The organism is Blautia sp. AF34-10, from assembly GCF_003477865.1.
Lineage (GTDB): Bacteria > Bacillota > Clostridia > Lachnospirales > Lachnospiraceae > Fusicatenibacter > Fusicatenibacter saccharivorans.
In genome coordinates this window covers 39,377-61,172 of sequence record NZ_QUED01000005.1, presented here as the reverse complement: position 1 = coordinate 61,172, position 21,796 = coordinate 39,377, and the positions used below count along the sequence as shown (strand labels likewise).

At 48.0% G+C, this 21,796-nt stretch carries 19 protein-coding genes, 1 pseudogene and 1 riboswitch; of the genes and pseudogenes, 8 read left to right on the top strand and 12 right to left on the bottom strand.

What is annotated here, in order from left to right; translation table 11 throughout:
* Positions 1-115: 115 nt before the first annotated feature.
* The 8 genes from DWZ60_RS04455 to DWZ60_RS04420 form a co-directional block, all read right to left on the bottom strand.
* Positions 116-1,255 carry a type II toxin-antitoxin system HipA family toxin gene (locus DWZ60_RS04455; RefSeq protein WP_055227801.1) on the bottom strand — a complete coding sequence of 380 codons (1,140 nt, stop codon included), beginning with the start codon at positions 1,253-1,255 and terminating at the stop codon, positions 116-118.
* On the bottom strand, positions 1,242-1,520 hold the full coding sequence (locus DWZ60_RS04450) for a helix-turn-helix domain-containing protein (protein ID WP_055227803.1): 279 nt from the start codon (positions 1,518-1,520) through the stop codon (positions 1,242-1,244). The genes DWZ60_RS04455 and DWZ60_RS04450 overlap by 14 nt, the downstream gene beginning before the upstream one ends.
* Positions 1,521-1,878: 358 nt before the next feature.
* Positions 1,879-2,490, bottom strand: coding sequence for a VOC family protein (locus DWZ60_RS19265; RefSeq protein WP_330422101.1), 612 nt, complete (start codon positions 2,488-2,490; stop codon positions 1,879-1,881).
* Positions 2,491-2,511: 21 nt separating this feature from the next.
* Entirely contained in the window at positions 2,512-2,778 is a 267-nt protein-coding gene (locus tag DWZ60_RS18605; RefSeq protein ID WP_199669399.1) for a YfhO family protein, read from the bottom strand.
* Positions 2,772-5,531, bottom strand: a complete 2,760-nt coding sequence (locus DWZ60_RS04435; protein ID WP_119221308.1) for a YfhO family protein — start codon at positions 5,529-5,531, stop codon at positions 2,772-2,774. Before DWZ60_RS04435 ends, DWZ60_RS18605 begins: the two co-directional genes overlap by 7 nt.
* Positions 5,528-6,619, bottom strand: a complete 1,092-nt coding sequence (locus DWZ60_RS04430; protein ID WP_118595911.1) for a glycosyltransferase family 2 protein — start codon at positions 6,617-6,619, stop codon at positions 5,528-5,530. The genes DWZ60_RS04435 and DWZ60_RS04430 overlap by 4 nt, the downstream gene beginning before the upstream one ends.
* A 90-nt stretch (positions 6,620-6,709) precedes the next feature.
* A complete protein-coding gene (locus DWZ60_RS04425; RefSeq protein ID WP_118699790.1) occupies positions 6,710-8,470 on the bottom strand; it encodes a sensor histidine kinase in 1,761 nt (586 codons plus the stop codon).
* The gene (locus tag DWZ60_RS04420) at positions 8,436-9,149 is read right to left on the bottom strand and encodes a response regulator transcription factor (protein ID WP_118640573.1); all 714 of its coding nucleotides are present in this window, start codon (positions 9,147-9,149) and stop codon (positions 8,436-8,438) included. Before DWZ60_RS04420 ends, DWZ60_RS04425 begins: the two co-directional genes overlap by 35 nt.
* 58 nt (positions 9,150-9,207) lie before the next feature.
* On the opposite strand from DWZ60_RS04420, the gene DWZ60_RS04415 reads away from it, so the two are divergent.
* The 8 genes from DWZ60_RS04415 to DWZ60_RS04385 all read left to right on the top strand — a co-directional run bounded on the left by DWZ60_RS04415 (position 9,208) and on the right by DWZ60_RS04385 (position 17,367).
* A complete protein-coding gene (locus DWZ60_RS04415; RefSeq protein WP_119208260.1) occupies positions 9,208-9,438 on the top strand; it encodes a hypothetical protein in 231 nt (76 codons plus the stop codon).
* 75 nt (positions 9,439-9,513) lie between these two features.
* Positions 9,514-10,449, top strand: coding sequence for an ABC transporter permease (locus DWZ60_RS04410; RefSeq protein WP_226906422.1), 936 nt, complete (start codon positions 9,514-9,516; stop codon positions 10,447-10,449).
* Positions 10,450-10,461: 12 nt separating this feature from the next.
* Positions 10,462-10,677: a hypothetical protein gene (locus DWZ60_RS17865; RefSeq protein WP_243038209.1), complete on the top strand. Its 216-nt coding sequence runs from the start codon at positions 10,462-10,464 to the stop codon at positions 10,675-10,677.
* Positions 10,665-11,324, top strand: coding sequence for a carbohydrate ABC transporter permease (locus tag DWZ60_RS04405; protein ID WP_243038208.1), 660 nt, complete (start codon positions 10,665-10,667; stop codon positions 11,322-11,324). The genes DWZ60_RS17865 and DWZ60_RS04405 overlap by 13 nt, the downstream gene beginning before the upstream one ends.
* A gap of 102 nt (positions 11,325-11,426) precedes the next feature.
* Entirely contained in the window at positions 11,427-13,145 is a 1,719-nt protein-coding gene (locus DWZ60_RS04400) for an extracellular solute-binding protein (RefSeq protein WP_117812980.1), read from the top strand.
* A 195-nt stretch (positions 13,146-13,340) separates the two neighbouring features.
* Positions 13,341-14,129, top strand: a complete 789-nt coding sequence (locus DWZ60_RS04395) for a glycoside hydrolase family 3 protein (protein WP_119221307.1) — start codon at positions 13,341-13,343, stop codon at positions 14,127-14,129.
* Positions 14,114-16,303, top strand: a complete 2,190-nt coding sequence (locus DWZ60_RS04390) for a glycoside hydrolase family 3 C-terminal domain-containing protein (protein ID WP_119221306.1) — start codon at positions 14,114-14,116, stop codon at positions 16,301-16,303. Before DWZ60_RS04395 ends, DWZ60_RS04390 begins: the two co-directional genes overlap by 16 nt.
* A gap of 78 nt (positions 16,304-16,381) precedes the next feature.
* Positions 16,382-16,510, top strand: a riboswitch (FMN riboswitch).
* A gap of 215 nt (positions 16,511-16,725) precedes the next feature.
* A complete protein-coding gene (locus tag DWZ60_RS04385; RefSeq protein ID WP_022461231.1) occupies positions 16,726-17,367 on the top strand; it encodes an ECF transporter S component in 642 nt (213 codons plus the stop codon).
* A 288-nt stretch (positions 17,368-17,655) separates the two neighbouring features.
* Here DWZ60_RS04385 and DWZ60_RS04375 read toward each other — a convergent pair whose 3' ends face one another.
* From DWZ60_RS04375 to DWZ60_RS20630, 4 genes and pseudogenes are all read right to left on the bottom strand, one after another.
* Positions 17,656-18,645 (bottom strand): hypothetical protein, encoded by a 990-nt coding sequence (locus DWZ60_RS04375; RefSeq protein WP_119221305.1) that lies wholly within the window; start codon positions 18,643-18,645, stop codon positions 17,656-17,658.
* Entirely contained in the window at positions 18,645-19,376 is a 732-nt protein-coding gene (locus DWZ60_RS04370) for a putative ABC transporter permease subunit (protein ID WP_117812976.1), read from the bottom strand. Before DWZ60_RS04370 ends, DWZ60_RS04375 begins: the two co-directional genes overlap by 1 nt.
* Positions 19,369-20,094, bottom strand: coding sequence for an ABC transporter ATP-binding protein (locus DWZ60_RS04365; protein ID WP_055221955.1), 726 nt, complete (start codon positions 20,092-20,094; stop codon positions 19,369-19,371). The genes DWZ60_RS04370 and DWZ60_RS04365 overlap by 8 nt, the downstream gene beginning before the upstream one ends.
* Positions 20,095-20,474: 380 nt before the next feature.
* A pseudogene (locus DWZ60_RS20630) lies at positions 20,475-21,781 on the bottom strand (alpha-L-fucosidase).
* Positions 21,782-21,796: the final 15 nt, after the last annotated feature.

Here is a 21,796-nt window from a genome sequence, read left to right as displayed (position 1 = left end):
TTGCTACGAAAATAAAACTCGTAGCAAGGTACTTATAGTGTTCATTTGTCTGGCAACTCTTTTTTATTTAACTGTTAATAACTTGCTGTTTAAAATTTTTTGAATGCAAAGAGAATCACTTACCCAAAAGATATTCTTCCAACATTTCCTTTACTTTTTTCTCAATTTCGTCTATGATCTCTTCACACCTTGTCTTTTTCATCCCTGCACCAGTTCCTACCGCCAGTAACTCTTTTCTGCCTGGATTTCTTCCATTTCCATCTACTGACGTAGTATGTTCGCCATAATACGTATTACTGTAAGTAAGATCATATGCCGGACTTAAATGCCATTTATCTTCGTCTGCTTCGTACAAATACGTGAAGTTCTTCGAATGATCATCTCTGTTATGTGCAAAAACATTGAAACACATTCGGCGGAACATATTTTCAACATCTTCATCGCAATTGCGTGTCATGATTTTTGTCAGTTTCATTAATCCATGATAGTCCAGACTTGGCTGCTCAAAATCCAATTCCAGAATTGCAGCTGTCGTCAACATGTGCACTTTCTTTTTCCCTTTCAAACAGTTTCTCCTGTCAAACCTTTTAGTTCCAAAATATCCTTTACATTTTTCTGATGGAAACAATCTCGTTTCACTCATCATAATTCCGCAGGCCTTGGCACAGCAGGAATAGTCATATTCCATTTTTCCTGCATCTTTTCCGTCCACATGCGCTGGAAATTTGATAATCCATTCTTCATTATCAATGGTTGTCATGATTTTAGGTCTTGCTCCGCCGCTGGTACCTCCCAGCAGATACAATTCGTCCAGTTTATCCGAATACTCTGTATTCAGTATCTTTTGACACTCTTCCGCCAGTTTGTCCAGATCTGCACTGCTCTGCTCCTCTGGAAAATTCTTTTCCGGGTGATATGTCAACGCTCCCATCCCCGATGTGCCCACAATCGCCAGACGATCCAGTACGGTCAGTTCATCCGGATTTTGTTTATGTGCCCGTAACAGGCGATCCAACAGTAATCTGCCCCAATGATCTGGAAGACTGTCCGCAAAAACCCCAAATAATCCTTCAAAATGATCCTTAACTGGAACAAATACCTGTTTTTGCAAAGGCAATGAAAATGGGTTGATCGAAAATCCGGTTTCCAGCCATTCATCACTGTACTGAAATGCCACTTTGTGGTCTGCCGTCATAGCTAATGTTCCCACCGTTTGATCCTCATAACACACCTGCAGTACTTTATCTTGTTTCATTGATAACCTCCTGAATATCTTTATACGGTACCTGCGTGAAAATATTTCTGAGCTCATCTGCAAGATCCAGTGCGATTGCAATTTTCGTTAAAGATAACAGGGAAATTTGTCCTGTCGTTTCGAATCTTTTGATTGAGCCGTAACTCACTCCGCTTATAGATGCTAATTTTTCCTGCGTAATTGAACGTCTCTTTCTGATTTTTCTCACTCGCTGCGCAAGTTTTTGATCCAGTTCTTCCGGAGTTTCCCATATAAATTGTTCCATTTTTTCCCCTTCTTGTTACAGATTATATGTTATCTAAAATATCCTGTTTTTATTCAAAACAGATTATATATTATCTATTCTATTTTACCACTCACGTGCAGAAAGCACAATGATTTCCTGCCCTGTTTCCATAAAAACTCCACCCCGTTTTTGTAACTGCAGATAAATTTTGCATCTCCTTTACTCTATAGGGATAATTTGCGCTTTTTTGACTATCCGGTAGTATTTGTTTCAGAGTAAGTAAAAAAGCCTCTGCCGGGCAAAAATTTTGCTTTCCGGCAGAGGCTTTGCTGGTCAAACGGATATTCATGCAAGCATGATTCGCGATTTTTCTTCCATTTCGCATGGCTTGGAATCGTTACAAATACTGGCTGAATTCCACTTTTTCTTTATTTGGTCCTTCGATCGTGAAGAAACGGACGCCATTTTCCCAGAACGGAAGGAAATGTACTTCATCCTGCGTCGTATTCAGACCGGCCCCGGTAATCATTTCGTGAACCTTTTCAATATTCTTTACGTCAATCGCCACATGGTCGATTGCTCCGGGTTTCAGTGCTGCAGCTTTGTTTTCGTACGTTTCGATCACAAGTGTTCCAAGCTTTAAGAATGCCACTTTCTCATCCGCCGCCTCATTTACGGTGCGGAATGCAATTTCAAATCCAAGCTTTTCATAAAACGCAATCGTCATCTCAATATCGTTGGTCGGAATAGAGCGTGTCTGAAAAAGGCTTTTCGTGAGCTGCGAGTCCCAGTTCGTGGGAGATTTTATCCGAATAAGGGCGGCGTAGCGGGCTACGGCAACCGAATGAGGGTAAAATATACCGCAAAGTGGAGCTTGCAGATTGCGGAAATGATTTTTCAGACACGCTCTAGCACCTTTTTTCTCCACACAAAGGCTTGCAACGGCGTTTCCAAACCGGGCAAACGCTGCCAGTTCTTCCTGCGGCTGTAAAGATATGCTCCATTCCACCAAGTGTCACTACAACTATTTTTACACTCTGATGATATAATATTTCCGCTGTTTTTGCAACATTTTGCTCTCTCCTGCCCGTTCGCTGCCGTTTTGCTGTTTCTTTTTTTCACAGATCACAAGGATGAGTGCCAGCATTCCTCCCATCAGGCTGCACCAACTGCCAGCCGTCCGTCCGGGCGCATGGTACACAAGAACAATTTTGTGCTCGCCTGATGGGATTTTTGCGCCGAGAAATGCCGTGTTTGCGCGGAACAGCAGTGTTTCTTTCCCATCCACTTTCAGCACAAAATTTTCATCGTATGGAATGCTGGTGATGAGGTATCCGTCTCTTCCGCGGAAACCACGCCTGTGATGCCGTCGCCGCCGTATGTTGCTGTTGTTCCGCCAATCAGGGTAACCGCCTGACTGTACAGCTGCTCCGTTTTTTCCAACGGCTGTGCCATACCAGTCCATGTCTCAAAATTTTTCAGGATATAATGGCCTTTTCCCATCCGAATGAATACGGTTCCATCTTCTTTCATCGTTACAAGATAGTTAAACTGTGTATTCCCATTGGCATACGTATGGTTGATGCCGGTCAGGCGGTTGGTCTGGCCGTTGATGCGGATAAACATATCATGACTCGCTTTCTGATTCTCCACCTCGAAAGAAACGGCGAGCAGCGTTGCTCCCTCTGCGGCACCCGGCAGCGTTGCTGAGACGGTCACGGATTTTTTCGTCTCAATCTCATATCCGTCCGCTGTCTTCTGAATGCGCAGATCTTCCTGATCGGTCTCTGGAATTTCAAGGTTTACTTTCTGAAAACAACTGTGAAACAGGGGTCCTACAGAACCATTCTTTGTATCTGAATCTGCAGCGGCTCTGAAATTATCCACAGATTCCGCCGATTTTTCCTGATCCGTGATTGCCGCTGTTGTCTTCCGCATTTCCTGATCCGGGATCACGGCTGCCGTCTCCAGTATTTCCTGGTTCTGCGGATAAGGTAACGATTTGTATTCCGTCTCGGAAACCACCTGGTCTGTCACGTAGGCAACCGGCGCTGCGGATATGGCACGATAAACCTGAAAGTCCCCGTAATCCCGGTACAGTTCATACCCTTCCGGCCGTGTTTCTGCCAGAATGTACTTCACGCCCATGAGCTGCCAGAACAGCGGATCATCGGAAACCGTCTGCATCATGCGGTTGCGGAAGGCTTCATTAATCCCATACGTCTCGTCCCGGAATTTCTTATATTCTGCATTGTATGCCGAGGAATAAATCGTCGAAACATTCTGCCCAATATCCCATATCCGGTTGACGTTCGCAAGGTTCTGTCCGCCGTCTCCATACTGCTCCATACGGTACCAGCCGGGATCCTCCGCACGGATCTCGCGGATTGCCGCTGCAATCTTGCTGTCCGTCAGAGCTTCATACGTTTTGCGCGGGATCATCACATGCTTTTCCTGATTGATTGCTTTTCCGGCAAATGCAAGAATCACAGCACTAAAGACGAGCGGTAGAAACGGAAGCTCTCTGCCCCGCAGCTGTTTTTTTGCCGGAAACCACCGCCATGCCAGATAGCACGCAGTCACACAGATCACATCCAGTATGCCGAGATGCCAGTATGGTTCAAAGTATGTCTCTTGCTTTGCATTCCACATCAGAATCAGAACTATGAGGTACGGAAACAATTCTCGCAGCTCTGTCATGACTTTGCGCTTAAAATTCCCGGTGCTTCGATTTTTTCCACACTCCCGCTTCCGGACAAGCTGGTTTTCCACATAAAGCCCGACTTCTGCACAGAGGACCGGAAGAAACGGGATGAATACTTTATCTTTGCTGTACAGGCCACCGTTCAGCAGATAGCCGAACAGGGGAATACAAAAGAATACCAGCAAAAGGAAGGACAACAGTTTCTCACGCAACCGGCTCTTTCCGATCACTCTGCCCAAAAGCGCCACCCCCGCAAATGCGGAGAGGCCAATGCCATACGGCGTGTAGCAGAGACGCAGGATCAGAAACTGCGGTTTCCACATCGCCGGATCGGTAAAAAGTCCTGCGATGCCGCCCGCTGCGGTGCCGCGTCCGCCCTCGCCGCTGCCGCCGAACAAGGCGGCAGCCGATGGGATCAGCAGAATACCGGAAAGAAGGATTCCTGCGAGGACCGGAAGCGCAAAGCGGATTGCTGCGCCAAAAAAGCTCCGCAAACCCACCAAGGTTTCACCCGTTCCGGCAGATTTTTCACCTGCCCTCTGCTTTTTCTCTGCCCCGGCCTTTTGATTCCGCGACACTTTTCGATTCTCCTGTTCCGCTTCATACGCAGCATTTTCTGTACCGCATTTCAAATACTCCGTCACCGCATACGCCGTGAGCGCAAGCAGCCCGCCGACCGAAAAATAAAAGCTGGTCAGAATCATCCCAAGAACGGAAAGAATCAGCAGACCGCTCTTTCTCTTCTGAAAATGGCGGTCCACGCCCAGCAGAGCCAGCAGCAGAAACGGCATATAATTGACAAACATAAGCTGATTATAGGAATGATATAGAAGTGCGGTAGAACACGTAAAGAAAAGTGATGTAAAAAGACAGTTGCCGTAATGCAGACCCTTTTTGCTGATCCATCGATAAAAAAGCACTGCATCCGCCGCATACAGCAGCGCGGAGGAACCCATCACCCACAGGTCCATCGGGATGAACGGGAAAAGGTAGGATAACAGCATGGTCGGACTCAGCAGTCCGTAGTAGGCAAAATGGTAAATATTCTGACCTCCTCCCAGATTCCATGCGAAATCCGGGAAGAGGTTTCCGGTCGCGTAAAACCGCTTCCGGAAGTAATCGGCAAGGGTGCTGTGCTGGCTGATCCAGTCAATCGAGGAGCCGAATACGCCGTATTGCAGGACGAACAGCCGGCACAAAAGCAAAGAAAAGAAAAACAGACCAGCCGCCGTAAAATCCTTTCCGGTAAGACCTTCCAAGAAGCCGTTCCGCCGTCCTTTCGGCTGGCCTTTCTTTTTCCGTGATTTTCCCGGCTCTCTTATTTCCTTTAAGATTTCCTTTTTCATGCCCGGATTTCTCCTCTTTCAGACGCATGGCGTTTGTCGGCATACTCTGGAAAATACACGTTTTTCTTTTCTGCCGTATGGGTATCTTTTCTTCTCTTTGCAGCACTCTCCTGCTTTTTCACCGGCTGCACACTGTGCATCTTGACCGTCTCTTCACTCGTCTCCTTTAAGAGATAGATCGGACGGTGCTTTGTTTCAAGATATGTCTTGGAAAGATAAATGCCTACAATGCCCGTGCAGAAAAGCTGTACACCGCTCACCAGAAAAAGGATGCATGCCATCGACGGCCAGCCCGCAACGGGATCGCCAAACAGCAGCGTTCTTCCGATGATGAACACGATCAGAATCATAGAAATCAGGAAAAAAAGCACGCCCATGACAGATGCAAGTGACAGCGGGGCTACGGAAAAACCTGTGATGCCGTCGATTGAGTACGCAAGGAGCTTTCGAAGTGGCCACTTTGATGTTCCGGCGCAGCGGTCCTCGTGCTCAAATTCCAGCCATTCTGTGTGAAAACCGACCCATCCGAAAATCCCTTTGGAAAAGCGGTTGTACTCACTCATTTCCAGCACGGCATCCACCATTTTGCGGCTCATCAGACGGTAGTCCCGTGCACCGCTTACAATCTCTGTTCTGGAAAGGCGGTTGATCACACCGTAGAAGGCATTTGATAAGAAGGATTTGATTTTTCCCTCGCCCTCCCGTGAACTGCGGCGTGCCGCTACACAGTCACAGGTGCCGCTCTGCAGCATCGCGTACATTTTCGGAAGAAGGGACGGCGGATCCTGAAGGTCGACATCCATCACCGTTACGTAATCGCCTTTGGCCGCCTGCAGTCCGGCGTACATGGCTGCCTCTTTTCCGAAATTTCTCGAAAACGAGAGGTAACGGCAGCGCATATCCTTCTGCGCAAGCCGGCGCATCTCAAACAGGCTGTGATCCTTCGAGCCGTCGTCAACAAAGATCAGCTCGAACTGAACCTTCTGCTGTTCTTCCATCTCATCCATCTGACGTACCATCGTCTCGTAGTAAACCGGAATTGCTTCCTCTTCGTTGTAGCATGGTATGATAATACTGATTGTCTCCATTTTTTTCCTCCCGGGGATTACATACTCTCTCAGAATCCTTCTGCAGATCCTTCCTGCTGCAATCCCGCTTCTGTCTCATTCTTATGCAAGTCAGGTTTTTGTGGCTGTTTCTCCCGCTGCAGAATCCTCGCCTGCCTCCGGGAAACGCAGGATGACTTTAAACAGATCGCCGTCTGCCGCAAGCTCCATGCGGCCGCCCATGTTGGCCGTGTAGCTTGATGCAATCGCAAGGCCAAGGCCGTGCCCCTCGCTCGTCCGTGATTCGTCGCCGCGCACAAAGCGTTCCATCATTTCCTCCGCTTCAAAATTCATCTCATAGGCGGAAATGTTTTTCATCGTCACGAAAATCTCCCCGTTTTCCTTCCCTGCGTCAATGTAAACTCTCGTTCCGCCCAGGCTGTATTTCAGGATATTTTCCACGAGATTCTGTATCACGCGGTACATTTTCCCATTATCCCCAAGGAACGGAAGCGGCTCATCTCCGAGCGCCGTGCGAAACGACAGATTGCTCTGCGCAATCGCATCGTCCATATCGGCGAGGGTCTGCTCGATCAACCGTTTCATATCCATTTTTTCCATCTGGAATTTTTCGGTTCCGCTTGTCGATTTGGAGAGCTCGAAGAGGCTTTGGATCATCTCCTTTAGCTGTTCCTGTTTCACAGAAATCACTTCGACGTAATCCTGTGCCGCCGGTGTCAGATCCTCTTTTTTCAGAAGATCCGTATAGCCGACCATCGAGGTGAGCGGTGTTTTCAGATCGTGCGATACATTGGTAATCAGGTCAATTTTGAGACGCTCCGCCTGCATCTGTTTTTCTACGCTCTTCTGCATAGCGCTCTCAATATTTTCCAGCTCTGCAAATGCCGGATACAGCAGAGATTTTTCGGATATTTCATGGATCCGGCTTTCCATGCTGCCTTCTGCCATCGTATGGATCTGTTCCATCAAAAGACCCATCTCCCGGTTCAGGCGACTGCGGTATGTTTTCCAGGCAAACAGAATTAAAATCAGCGTGGTCAGCCCAAGAAGAATGACAAACAGTACCTCGCCATCCATTCCGTTTATCAGTCCGGTGATCATGGTAATCACGATCAGAAGTTCCGCAATCAGTGCCACACGGAACGGCCATTTACTCTGACCGGCAAGCTGCCGTTCCAGGCTGGTCCGATCTCTGTAACGCTTCCTTTCTCTGCAAAAAAAGGACATTTCTCTCAGTTGTTTCTTTTCATAGCGACAGACAAGAATGCCGGCACTGAGAAGGAAAACGCCACAGATTCCAAAAAACAGAAGACCTGTCTGCACACACTCTATTACAGTACCCCATTCGGCAACAATGCGGTATCTGGCATAGCTGTGCCGGAGCGGCTGAAGCCATCTGAAAAAAGCAAATCCTCCGACAAGAACCAGAAGCTCATTTGGCACCTTTTCGGATTTTTTCAGAAACAGCTGCTCTTTCTCTGCTTCCGCAGCGGCTCTTGCCTCAAACTGCATCTGCCGGGATTTTTCTATTTCATCTGTCTCGGACTTATCTGCGGCTGCCCCTTCGCTGCTTTTTGCTGTTTTTCCCGCTTTTTCCGGTTCGCTGCCGGCAAAAGCAGTCATTTTCGAGTTCCCGGTATTTTTTCGGAATTTCCATACCAGATACAAGGCTGCGGCTATGCCCAAAACGCCGACTACCGTCACTCCAATGCCGATACCCCATTCGATGCTGCGCCACATTCCCCATTCGAATTCACTGGCCCATTTCCGCAGAAGCTTTCCGCACAAAATCAGTACCATAGAAAGATCGAGAAGCATCCACAGCAGGATGCGTTTTTCAGTCTCCGTTAATTTTTTCAATTTTGTATCCAATTCCCCACACCACCTTTAAATATTTCGGATTTTTCGGCGTAATCTCAATTTTCTCACGAATGCGCCGGATATGAACCATGACGGTATTTTCTACACTGTAAGCATCCTCCTGCCAGACCTGACTGTAGATTTCTTCGGCCGAGAACACGTAGCCGGGATGCTCCATCAAAAGCTCCATAATTTTGTACTCGGTTGCGGTCAGGCGGACAGGTTCGCCGTCCACCAGGAGTTCTTTGGTGTTTCGGTTCAGCAGCAGACCACCGTTTTTCAGGATATCCTGGTCTGGCATGGTTCCGTTTGCGGCGCCTAAGGAAAAGTAACGGCGGAGCTGGGATTTGACACGTGCCATGAGTTCGGCGGTATTATACGGCTTTGTCACGTAATCATCGGCGCCCATCGAAAGTCCGATGACTTTATCGCTCTCTTCGGTTTTCGCGGAAAGCATGATAATCGGGATGTTGTTTTTTTCTCTTATTTTCATCAGGGCGGAAAGGCCGTTCATTTTGGGCATCATGACATCGAGCAGGATCAGATGGATCTGTTCGGTCATGAGGATGTCGAGTGCCTCCATGCCGTTGTAGGCTTTTTTTACCCTGTAGCCTTCCAGTTCTAATAGTTTGCCGAGAGATCTTACGATTTCCCGGTCGTCGTCTACGACTAATATGTTGTATTGGCTCATCTCGTTTTTCCCCTCTTGGTTCTATGGTGTTTATCATAGCAGAGAAAACGGAGATTATTTGGATAAAAAACTGACATTTTTCTTAAAATGTAATCCCCCATTACGTTTTCCTGCTTTTTTTACAAAAAAAACACTGATTGGTAGAGTTGTAAGCTGGTGTAAAAAAATAAAAACAAACGCATATAAATTAGTAAAAATGCCTGCCATAGCACCTGAAAATGTGGAAAAAGATAAAAAAAGTCAATATAAGTGGACAAAATACACAATATCAAACGGGGATTTTATTTGATATGATGTAAATATCACAAACAATCAAAGAAAATGCGTAATAAAAACGCACAAAACAACGGAAAGGATGGGGAGTATGGCGAAGGAAAAAATGAAAAAGAAAAAAGGAGAGAAAATTACCCCTGCAATCTTGTGGAAACAGCGTTGGCTGCTTGTGATGTCAGTACCATTTGTAATCTGGCTGATTATCTTCAAGTACATTCCGCTGTGGGGATGGACCATGGCATTTCAGGAGGTAAAACCTGCGACATTTGCACTTCCGATCTGGGAGAGAACCTGGGTTGGATTTCAAAATTTTACAGATGCATTCAAAGACCGTCTGTTCACACAGACATTAATCAACACATTGGGAGTAAGCTTCCTTGACATCGCGGTTGGAACGATCGCAGCAATCGCATTTGCGGTTCTTCTGAACGAGATGTTCTTTATGAAGTTCAAAAAAGTAACGCAGACCATTTCTTATCTGCCGCACTTTGTATCCTGGGTTATCATTGCAAGTATTGCAAAGAATATTTTCAACGACGGCGGTGTTGTTGACAGTATCTTCGGCAAGAACCTGCACCTGATGAGTTCCAACTCACCGCTTATCTGGGTAACCATTATCCTGATTAACTGCTGGAAAGAGGTTGGCTGGAACGCAATTATTTATCTGTCCGCCATGGCAGGTATTGATCCTGGTCTTTACGAGGCCGCTGATATGGACGGTGCAAGCCGTCTGCAGAAGATCTGGCACATCACTCTGCCGGGTATCCGACCGACCATCATTGTACTGCTGATTATGAGCATCGGTGGCGCCCTGAACGTAGGTATGGAGCGTCAGATGCTTCTTAGTAACCCGCTGGTTGAGGATCACACGATGGTACTTTCCTGGTTCTCTTATAAGAGAGGTATCGGAAACAGCAACTACGGTCTTGGTACCGCAATCGGTGTATTCCAGTCTGCAGTCAGCGTTACCCTGCTGCTGATCGCCAATAAGATTGCCGGTCTGGTAGGCGAAGATAAACTTATGTAGGAGGACGCGAATATGAACAAGAAAGCAAAAAAATTTGACTACGTACTGGCGGTAATCTTCGTATTCCTCGTCATCATCACCATTTATCCGTTCCTGAACGTACTGGCGATTTCGTTCAACGATTCTACGGATACCATTAAGAATGTAAACTTCATCATTCCGAGAAAGTTTACATTAAGCAACTATAAATATGTATTTAAAGACGGCGCATTGCAATGCCGGCTGTGATTTCTGTAGCAAGAACCATCATCGGAACAATCGTAGGTATTGTATGTACCTCGATGGTTGCTTACACATTAAGCCGCAGAGACTTCGTACTCCGCAAACCATTTCAGCTTCTGTTCGTTGTTACCATGTATGTCGGTGGCGGAATGATTCCGGAATACCTTCTGATTATCCGTACCTTAAAGCTGGGCAATAACTTCATGGTATACATTCTGCCTGGTCTGATGTGGGTTTATAATATGATTCTGGTCCGCTCTTATATCGACGGACTGCCGATGGCTCTGCAGGAGGCAGCAAAGCTCGACGGAGCAAACGATTTTCAGATCTGGTATAAAGTCGTTATGCCGCTTTGCAAACCGGTTATCGCAACCGTAGGTCTGTACTATGCAGTAGGACAGTGGAACTCCTTCATGGATACTTACCTGTATGCGAAAAAACTCCCGACTCTGCAGTACAAACTGTATGAGATTATGAACCAGGCGACCATGAAAATGGACGTTCATGCAGGAACCAATGTACAGACGGCCGTAACACCAATGTCCGTACGTATGGCCGTAACGATTGTAGCAACTGTGCCGATCGTTATTGTATATCCGTTCCTTCAGAAATACTTTATCGGCGGTATGACACTTGGTTCTGTTAAAGACTGATAAAAAGCAGTATTAAAAAATTTTCAGAAAAAGATGATGTTTATTCCTGCCAGGCGAAAGAAAGAGTGCAGGATGACATAAACCATTTTAAGGAGGGCTTTTATGAAAAGAAAAGTAGTATCACTCATGTTAGTATCTGCTATGGTGGCCGGAATGCTCGCAGGATGCGGTTCCGACAGTGGCAGCAGCAAGGGAGGGTCCAGCACAGAGACTGGATCAGCGGCAGAGGCAAGTTCTTCAGGCGAGACAGCAGATGATGCAGATGACAAATCTCCGATTACCTTTGAGTATTTTAACGCTGATGGTAAAAACGGCAACTGGGATAACCCGGTAGCAAAAGCAATCACAGAGGCAACAGGCGTTACACTTGATGTTTCCTATCCGGTAGCATCCCAGGGTGATGCAAAAGAAGATGTTGCGCTGATGATCGCAAATGATGAGTATCCGGACATGATTTATGCAAAAGGCTCAGCAACGGATTTGTATCAGGCAGGCGCGCTGATTGATATGACAGACCTGATTGAAAAATATGGTCCAAACATCAAAAAAATGTACGGAGCAGAGATGGAAAAACTGAAATGGAGCCAGGATGATCCTGGAATCTATCAGCTTTCCTACGCAGGTGTAAACCAGAAAACCCTGACAACAGGCGGAAGCTGCCAGATTCAGTGGGCTGCATTAAAAGAGAACGATTATAAATATCCGAAGACACTGGATGAGTATGAAAAAATGATCAAGAGCTATCTTGCAGCACATCCAAAAACAGAAGATGGTCTGGATATGATCGGTATCACCATGAGTGCTTCTGACTGGCACTGGATGATTACCCTTGGAAACCCGGCAGGACTGATCGCTGATGCATCCCCGGATAATGGACAGTGGATCATTGACGACGAGTACAACGTACATTACAAACATGTAACAGATGAAGAGAAAGAATACTTCAAATGGCTGTGCCGTATGTACAACGAAGGTATCCTGGATCCGAACTTTGCAACGCAGACAGATGATGACTATATTGCAAAAGTTGCCAGCGGCCGTGTTGTTGCCATCACCGATGCTGAGTGGCATTACAGCCAGTGCGAAGCTACTCTGGTAGCAGACGGAAAAGTAGATCAGACTTATGTTGGACTTCCTGTAACCTTAAGAGAAGATCAGGTAGAAAAAGCCCTTCTGTATCAGGGAACTACCGTTGGCTGGGGTATTGGAATTACCAAGAGCTGTGAAGATCCGGTTCGTGCCATCAAATTCCTTGACTATCTGTGCTCCGATGAAGGACAGATCCTGTATCACTGGGGTATCGAAGGCGAGAACTACTTCCTTGATGATGATGGACAGCCATATCGTACTGATGAAGAAGTTGCAAAAGCTCAGTCTGATCCGGATTATGCAAAGAACACCGGTATTGACAACTACACTGGATTCCCGATCTACGGAACAGGTTCCTACTCTGAAGACGGATTCCCATACACTCCAACTACCAAAGAGTCTGTTATTGCAAACTACAATACAGCAGAAAAAGAAGGATGCGAAGCGATGGGATTTGAGATGCTGACCGACATGTTTGCACAGCCGGAAGAGTTCGATCTTCTTCCATACTCTGCACTGTGGGCATATCAGCAGCCACAGGAACTTGCTGAGAAACAGACAATTCTGGACGAAATTGCTTGGCCGGGACTTGTTAAATGCGTAACTGGTACCGAAGATGAGTTTGATGGAAACTGGGAGACCATGGTACAGGAGCTGACAGACAATGGTCTGGCAGATGCAGAAGAAGCTATGACAGAGTTCCTTGCTACCAAACTTGTTGATGTAGAGTAAGTAAAGCAAAAACATAAGGTTTTGCCGTTGAACGGAAGGCGGCATAAAAACATGGTCTGATATTATTAAATATCAGGCCATGTTTTAAAATACAGCGACAGTAATGGGAAATGTGAAACATTGTAAAAAGATAACAGTATATGGAAAATCTGCAAACAATTTCATGAGACAAAATCATAGGGAGGTTTTTGGAAAATGACAGAAAAGAAGGAGTTTCAGGTAAACAAAAACACACCGTTCTGGGATGCATCACTGACGGATCAGGAAAGAATCGACTGGCTGTTAAAAGAAATGACGGTCGAAGAAAAACTGGGATACCTCGCCAGCTCTTCCCCGGATCTGCCGCGCCTTGGCATTCCGGGCGTCTCTGTGGGCGGTGAGGCGGCACACGGCGTTGAGGGCAGAAACGATCAGAACGGTCTTGGAAAACCGGATGTGACAACATCCTTCCCACAGCCGATCGGTATGAGTGCATCCTGGGACCCGGAGCTGATCAGACAGGCCGGTGAAATAACAGGAACCGAGGCGCGCGTCGTATGGCACCGCCATCAGGGCCATGGACTCAGCAGATGGGCTCCGACCGTTGATCTTGAGCGCGATCCGAGATGGGGAAGAAACGAAGAAGGTTACGGAGAGGATCCTGTGCTGACCGGAAAAATGGCCGGTGCTTATATCCGGGGAATGCAGGGCGATGATCCGAAGTATCTGCGCTGTGCAGCGACCTTAAAGCATTTCTATGGAAACAACACGGAGGTCGGCCGCGGATGGAAAAATTCTTCCATTGACCCGCGGAACAAATATGAGCTGTATCTGGAGCCATTCCGCAGATGTATTGAGGATGGCGGCGCAGAGGGCATCATGACGGCATATAACAAGATCAACGGAACGATCGGTATCCTGAATCCGGAAGTGACCGATATTCTGAAAAACAGTACGGTCTCCGTCACGTTGTCAGCGACGGCGGTGCGATGGGACTTGTCGTGAATCTGCATCACTATTTCGGACAGCATGCGGAGACGATCGCAACGGCGCTGAAAGCCGGTGTGGATGCCATGTCTGACGATCCGCGTATGGTAGAGCAGGCGGCACGCGAGGCATATGAGCTTGGCATTCTGAAAGAAGAGGATATGGACCGCTCTATTCGCTGTATGATGGAGACGAAGCTTCGTCTCGGCGTTTATGATCGGGAAAATCTGAATCCGTATGACCGTGTGACCGAGGACGATATCGATTCCCCGAAGGCACGTGAAATCTGTAAAGAGCTGAGCCGCGAATCGATCGTACTTCTGAAAAATGAGAACGGAGCGCTGCCACTTGACAAAGCCCTGAAAGCAGAAGATATTGCCATTGTCGGACCGCTTGGTGATACATGGTATCAGGACTGGTACGGCGGAACGGCACCATACCGCACAACCTTCCTGCAGGGGATGGAAGTACTGAAGCAGGAGAACATTACATTCGCGGATGGTCTGGATCGCGTTGTTTTCCGCTGTGATGGAAAAGGTCTTGCCGTAGCAGAAGACGGAACACTTCAGATGGCAGATGAGCCAGATGTGTTTATCAAGGAATACTGGGGTGAGGGAAGCTATACGTTCAAGAGTGTCCGTACCGGAAAATACCTCGGCGCAAGACTCTCAGAGTCGCAGGGAGAAAAGCCGAAAATGGGACAGATTGCGGCAGACCGGGAGGAAGCCTTCGACTGGTTTGTGATGGAGATTTTCCACGTGGAGCCGCAGGACGATGGCAGCGTTGTGCTGACCAACCGTTTCCATTACCCGGTTTATAAGGATGCAGAGGGATTTTTCTCCTTCGAGCAGACGGAGGGAATTCCGATTACGATGGAGGTTGTCGAAAACGGAATTGAAAAAGCAGTTGCTGCAGTCCGGGGCAAAAAGCAGGTTTTACTTGCGCTCGGCTGTAACTCCGTGATCAATGCGAAAGAGGAGATCGACCGCAACACACTGGAGCTGCCAGAGGAGCAGGAGATGCTGCTTGACCGGATCGCAGAGGTCAATCCGAATACCGTTCTGGTGCTGTTTACGAATTATCCGTACACACTTCAGAAAGCGATGGAAAAACTGCCGGCGATCATCATGTCTGCAACGGGAAGCCAGGATATGGGAAGCGCAATGGCAGAGGCTGTGCTTGGAATCTATGCACCGGCCGGCCGTCTGAATATGACCTGGTATGAGAGTATCGATCAGCTGCCGGACATTGACGATTACGACATCATCAAAGGAAAAAGAACGTACCGCTATTTCGACGGGAAGGAATTGTATCCATTCGGCTATGGCCTGACGTATACCACATTTGCGTATGAGAACTATGAGGTTTCCTTAAAAGACGACCGTCTGCTGCAGATCTCTCTCGATGTGAGAAATACGGGCGATACCGCAAGCGACGAGGTCGTCCAGATCTACGGTTCCGCTTTGGAATCCTGCGTGAAGAAACCAATCTGCCAGCTGCTTGATTTTGTCCGTGTGAAAAACATTGCCCCGGGCGAGACGAGACACATCGCACTGGAAATCCCGGTGGAGGAGCTTCGCTTCTACGATGTCATCAGCCGCAGACTGATGGTAGAAGAAGGAACGTATGAAATCTATGCGGGCGCATCCTGCAAGGATAAAGCCGTTTCCGCAGAAATCTTTATTCCGGGCGGAAAAAGGGGAGTACGCGATCTGAGTGCATTTACCGCGGCAGACCACTACGATGATTACGAGAACATGTATCTGACGGAAGGCCACTTCAATTTCAAGGCAGTCCGCGTGCAGGATGAGACGAAAGAAGGTGTTCTCGTTTACCGTGACTGTGATCTTTCCGATGCTGCTGTTCTGGCGCTTCATGTGAAGAGTGAACGCGGCGGCAGTGTGGAAGCCTTTGTGGACGGTGTTTCGATGGGAAGCTTTACCGGTGACACAAGAACCTGTGAGTTCCGCAGCGCCCCGAAACTGGACCGCTATGCGGAGGAAGAAGTAAAAGAGCGCAACCGGTACCGCGAGCCGATTTATGAGGATGTTGAAATTTCCCTCGCAGACAGACCGCAGACGGACGGCGTATCTGAGATCCGTCTTGTTCTGAAGGGAGATATGCGGATCTGCTATCTGCGTGTGCTGAAAAATAAGAGCACAGGAAAAATTCAGATGGGCGTAGCAAACTAACCAGATCATGTATTGTCTGAAAAAAGTATTGACAAATTGTGTGAATATGAATAAAATGTTCCTGTAAAAACAAAATACGGAGATCTTCAGGGCAGGGTGTGATTCCCTACTGGCGGTATAGTCCGCGACCCGCTGCGATATCAAACAGCGGCTGACTCGGTGCAACTCCGGGACCAACAGTTAAAGTCTGGATGAAAGAAGACGAAATAAAGTTTATTTGCATGGAAATATTTTTGGTGCCCTGAATTCAAGAAAAGGAATTCAGGGCACTTTTTTTTCGCGGGCAACGAGCCAAAGTCCGTGCTTGCACGAGACCTTGGCGACTGCCGCGAAAACGAGTTCAAATTCGTGGAGCGTATTTGGACTCGTTACTTCCGGCAGAACCGGTCAAGATCTCCAGAAAAAAAAGGAGAAATGCAGTTATGAATGCACAGACAACAGCAAAACAGACATCAAAGATGTCACAAATCGGAAAAACCCGTTACATGGTACAGGTGGCAATGCTCGGCGCAGCCGCAGTCGTATTGATGTTTTTTGACATCCCGCTTCCGTTTGCCCCGAGTTTCTACAAGATTGATTTAAGCGAAGTTCCGGTGCTGATCGGAGCCTTTGCGATGGGACCTCTTGCCGGAGCTGCGATTGAGCTGATTAAGATTCTGCTTAACCTTGTCATGAAAGGAAGTACCACCGCAGGTGTTGGCGAAGTGGCAAACTTCCTGATCGGCTGCGCGTATGTTATGCCGGCCGCATGGATCTACAAAACACAGAAAACAAAGAAAAATGCCATGATCGGTATGGCAGTCGGAACCGTATTTCTGGCAGCAGCCGGCGGTCTTCTGAACGCTTTTGTACTGCTTCCGGCTTATGCAGCAGCCTTTGGAATGCCGATGGATGCCCTTGTGGGAATGGGATCTGCAGTCAACAAAGCAATTACAAGCCTTCCGACCTTTGTTCTGTTTGCCGTTGTACCGTTTAATATCATCAAAGGTGTTGTGGTATCACTGGTAACCATGCTTCTGTACAAGCACATCAGCAGACTGCTGAAGGGTGAGGCGATGAATTAGTTCATCATTTCCGAAATCATTTCCGTAAACGGAGAATCCAATAAATACGTTGTAGAGAGACGGACAAAATGCAGAGAGAAATCCTCTGTTTTTTGTCCGTCTTTTAAAATTTTCGGGGAATGGCGGCAATGGATTGCCCACACAGGTCTTTTAGTAGTACAATGAAGCATAATCGATAAAAGAAAATACGCAGCGAAATTGGAAAGGAGCGCAAAAAAAAGAGATCCGCACATTGGCTGAAATCTCTTTTCTATCACATTTTAATATTGTTATTATGTCTCGAAACTGTTAAGCGCTTTCCAGATGTTCCATCACTTGAACGCCCCATTTAAAAAGGGCGGTTCGCATGGCAAAGGTCAGGACTGCGGTAAGCAGAATCATCACGCTCGTGGTGATGTGGATGTTGAGGTGAAGTTTTCCGTACAGCAGGTAGCCGGCTCCGATCAGGATTGCGCCGACGGTGAGGTCGATGAGGACGGAGATCAGGGAGCGGTTGTTGGATTTTATGGCGGCGGTTTCGTTTTCCCAGTTTAATTTCGGAAATGCAAGGTCAAAAAGGAGCTGTTCATAGTTTACGAACAGGGTAAATAAAACCGTGATCGCCGTGGTGTAAAGAAGGGTCGCCGGGTGCAGACCGAAAACGACCGCGATGATGTTGAAGACCAGAGCGTACGGCAAGGTGCCAAGGAGACTGATCAGGATGCCGCTTACCAGCATGGCACGGATCTGGTCGTGATAGCTCATCGGAATGCATTTCATATAGATGTATTCGCTGCCCTTTCGGGACATCGCTGTGGCGGAGATCACGCAGAACATGGACATCATGACGGCGATTCCGGCGGCGGTAAGGACGGCAACTGCGACAGGCAGTTCTCCTTTCAGGAGGCGGAATATGGTGCCATCGGCGACAAGCCGGGTCCAAAGGCCGGTGGTTTTAGCCATGCCAAGGCTGGAAATGACCGAAACGAGGGCAATGCCAAGCATGAAGACCGGCCAGATGAGAGGCATCAGAACACAATTCATGAACCAGGCCGGGGTTCGGTACAGTTTTTTCCATTCGATCATCGCGTAGGTGCGGATCGGATTTTTGCTTTTGACCGTTCTGGTCACTTCTTCTTTGGATAAGATGCGTTTTTCGCTGGTGGTCTCGCTCATGCCGAGGACAGCCGGAAGGTAGATTTTCCAGGCGAGGGCAAAAAAGACAGCAAGGATGACGGCGGTTGTAGCGATGTAGAGTATCATTTTGAGAAAGGATGCGTCTGCAAGGCTTCCGGTCATCAGGGCAGGTTCGGAAAAATGGTCCGGAAGGCACGCAGAGTACCCTTCTGGCTTTCCATCAGGTTCATGATATCCTGCATTTCAAAATTTCCGATACTGCGCGAAAATACGTTGATGCCGATCGCAAAAATCAGGGATGCGGCGAATCCGAGGTAGCTTAAGAAATCCTTGTTTCGGATATTTTTGAAAAGACGCATCACGAGCATCGTCAAAACTGCGGCGTAAACGAGCGGCACAACCGGGAAAATAAGGCAGGCGAGGATCATATTGATCCAGTAAAAAATGCCCATTTTGGCGCTGATCCCGTACCCTAACAGAAACGGAAAGAACAGCAGTACAATAAGATAGTATTCGTTCAGCAGACAGCAGAAGCCTTTCGCACCGACAATCTGCGCCGGGGTAAACGGCAGCGGCAAAAGCTTTACGAGGTCAGAGTCCATGTAATACTCGCTCAGAAACAGCGGCAGGCCATAGAAGAAAATGACCATCATGCCAATGGCACAGACGAACTCGATCAGCAGGGTTTCCAGCCCGAGCGGCTGCAGGAAGGTATAGCCGGAATATCCCAGAAGAAACAGTAAGACCGACACGGGAAGGAGGCAGACACCAAGCAGAAGGTATACAACGATACGTCCTCCGTCCGAAAATGCTTTCTTTTTTCCGCTCTTCTGATTGCTTTTTCCTGGTCCGCTTTTCAGAAGGAAACGGGTGAGAATCCATAAGTTACGCATGTTCGGTGATCTCCAAAAAGATATTTTCAAGTGTCTGATCCGGATAGGCCGCTTTTAATTCTTCCAGGGTACCCAGGTATACCTGGCGGCCGTGATGGATAATGGCGATGCGGTCGCAGAGTTTTTCCGCTACTTCCAGCACATGGGTGGAAAACAGCACGGCGTTTCCGGCATCGGCGTGTTCACGCATCATCTGTTTGAGCTCGTGCGCGGAGCGCGGGTCAAGACCGGTCAGCGGCTCATCGAGAATCCAGACCGGCGGCTTGTGGATCAGTGCGCCCATCACCATGATTTTCTGACGCATGCCATGCGAGTAGCTCATGATACGGCTCGAAAGGTTCTCTTCCATCTCAAAGCGTTTTGCGGTTTCTTCGATAAAACGCTGACGCTCTTCCGTTCCGACACCGTAGATATCTGCCATAAAATTCAGATATTCAATTCCCCTGACGCGAAGAAACGCATCCGGGTCGTCGGGCACAAAGCCGAACTGGCGCTTGGCTTCGAGCGGATCCTTCTGAATATCTTTTCCATTGATTTCAATCGTTCCTTCGGACGGCGCTAAGATACCGGTGATCATTTTTAACGTTGTCGTTTTTCCGGCCCCGTTAGGACCGATGAAGCCGGTGATCTTTCCATCTTCGATATCCCAGGAAAGATCATCGACGGCTTTTTTGCTTCCATCGCCGTAAATTTTGCTTACGTGGTTCAGACGAATCATGTTTTATTCCCCCTCTTTTTTTCTTGTAAAACGAAACTGTGATTCTCTTGCTTTGTTTCTAAAAACAGACTGCCCTTTTCCCACTCCGAAAGCTCTTATCCTTCCCTGTGCAGGAAAAGGAGTCAGGCAGATCTTCGCAATCCGCTTCGCTACTTGCTTGATTCGGTTAAATTTCGAAGCACGGGCTGTGATCTTGTGTTTTTTTCAGTATGCATTCTTCTGCCAGAACTGTCAATCAGCGGAACGAAAAATACAGAATTTTGTAAGAACTTGTAAGACTTTTAGAGCGTGTCTGAAAAAAAAGATACCGCAAAGTGAAGCCTGCAGATTGCGGAAATGCTTTTTCAGACACGCTCCAGAATCAAATCCGATTTTACCCTCTACTTTTTCAGAATCACATCGATGACTGTATCGACTCCATCCGGCAATACCGGGTCTTCGCCGAGATCAGCGAATGCCATGGTCGGATAATCGCTGTGTACCCAGCTTGTGGAAACCGGGATTTCCGCGCCGGTTGCGACGTAGCGGATCGCCTGGATTTCTTCTTTTTTCACGCCGGGCAGCGGCAGCGGCCCAACGGTATTTTCATAGACATGAAAATACAGATGGTTTCCGTGGCGCGTCACACGGCCAAAGTCCGGTTTCTCAATACCGGCTTTTCCGCAGCCGTAAATGCTCTCTCCGTTTTTCTTCATCCACTTTCCAATCTCAGCCAGCCGTTCGATCGACTCCTCCGGGATATTTCCCCTGGCGTCCGGGCCAACGTTCAAAAGCAGGTTTCCACCCTTCGATACGCACTCGACCAGCTTTTTGATCAGCATCGGTGCCGGTTTGAAGAAGTGGTCGTTGGCACAATAACCCCAGTGATTATTCATCGTAACGCAGGATTCCCAGGCGATATCGTTTCCATTTACATCCTGGATGCCATTCGGCGGAATCATCTGCTCCGGCTCACAAAGTCGCCGTGGTACGGGGTCGGATTTCCGGCCGCCAGAGAACCGTAGCCCTCTCCGCTCACCTCGAGACGGTTGTCGATGATGACATCCGGCTGGAGCTTCCGCACCATATTGATCAGCTCCGTCGCTTTCCATGCTTCGCCGCGCAGCGTATCGTAGGAAAAGTCAAACCACAGCACATCGAGCTTTCCGTAGTTTGTGCAGATCTCGCGTACCTGATTGTGCATGTAGGTCAGGTAGCGGTCGAAATCGCGGTCATCGTTTTTGTATGCCGGGTTGTTCCGCATCGGGTGGTTCCGGTCGCCGTAATGTGGGAAATCGTCGTGGAACCAGTCGAGCAGGGAGAAATACAAACCGACCTTCAGTCCTTCTGCGCGGACGGCATCAACGTACTCTGCAACGAGGTCGCGGCCGCATTTCGTGTTGGTGGATTTGAAATCGGTATACTGGCTGTCGAAGAGGCAGAATCCATCGTGATGCTTGGCAGTCAGAACCATGTATTTCATGCCGGCCTCTTTCGCCGCTTTTGCCCATTTCCGCGGCTCGAAATCAACGGGATTGAACTCCTCAAAATATTTCATGTAATCTTCTTTTGGAATCTGCTCGGTACTCCGCACCCATTCTCCGCGCGCCGGGATGGCGTAAAGCCCCCAGTGGATAAACATGCCGAAACGGGCGTCGCGGTACCACTCCATCCGCCTGTCATAGGCTTCTCTGTCAAATTTGTACATCGTTTTGCTTCCTCC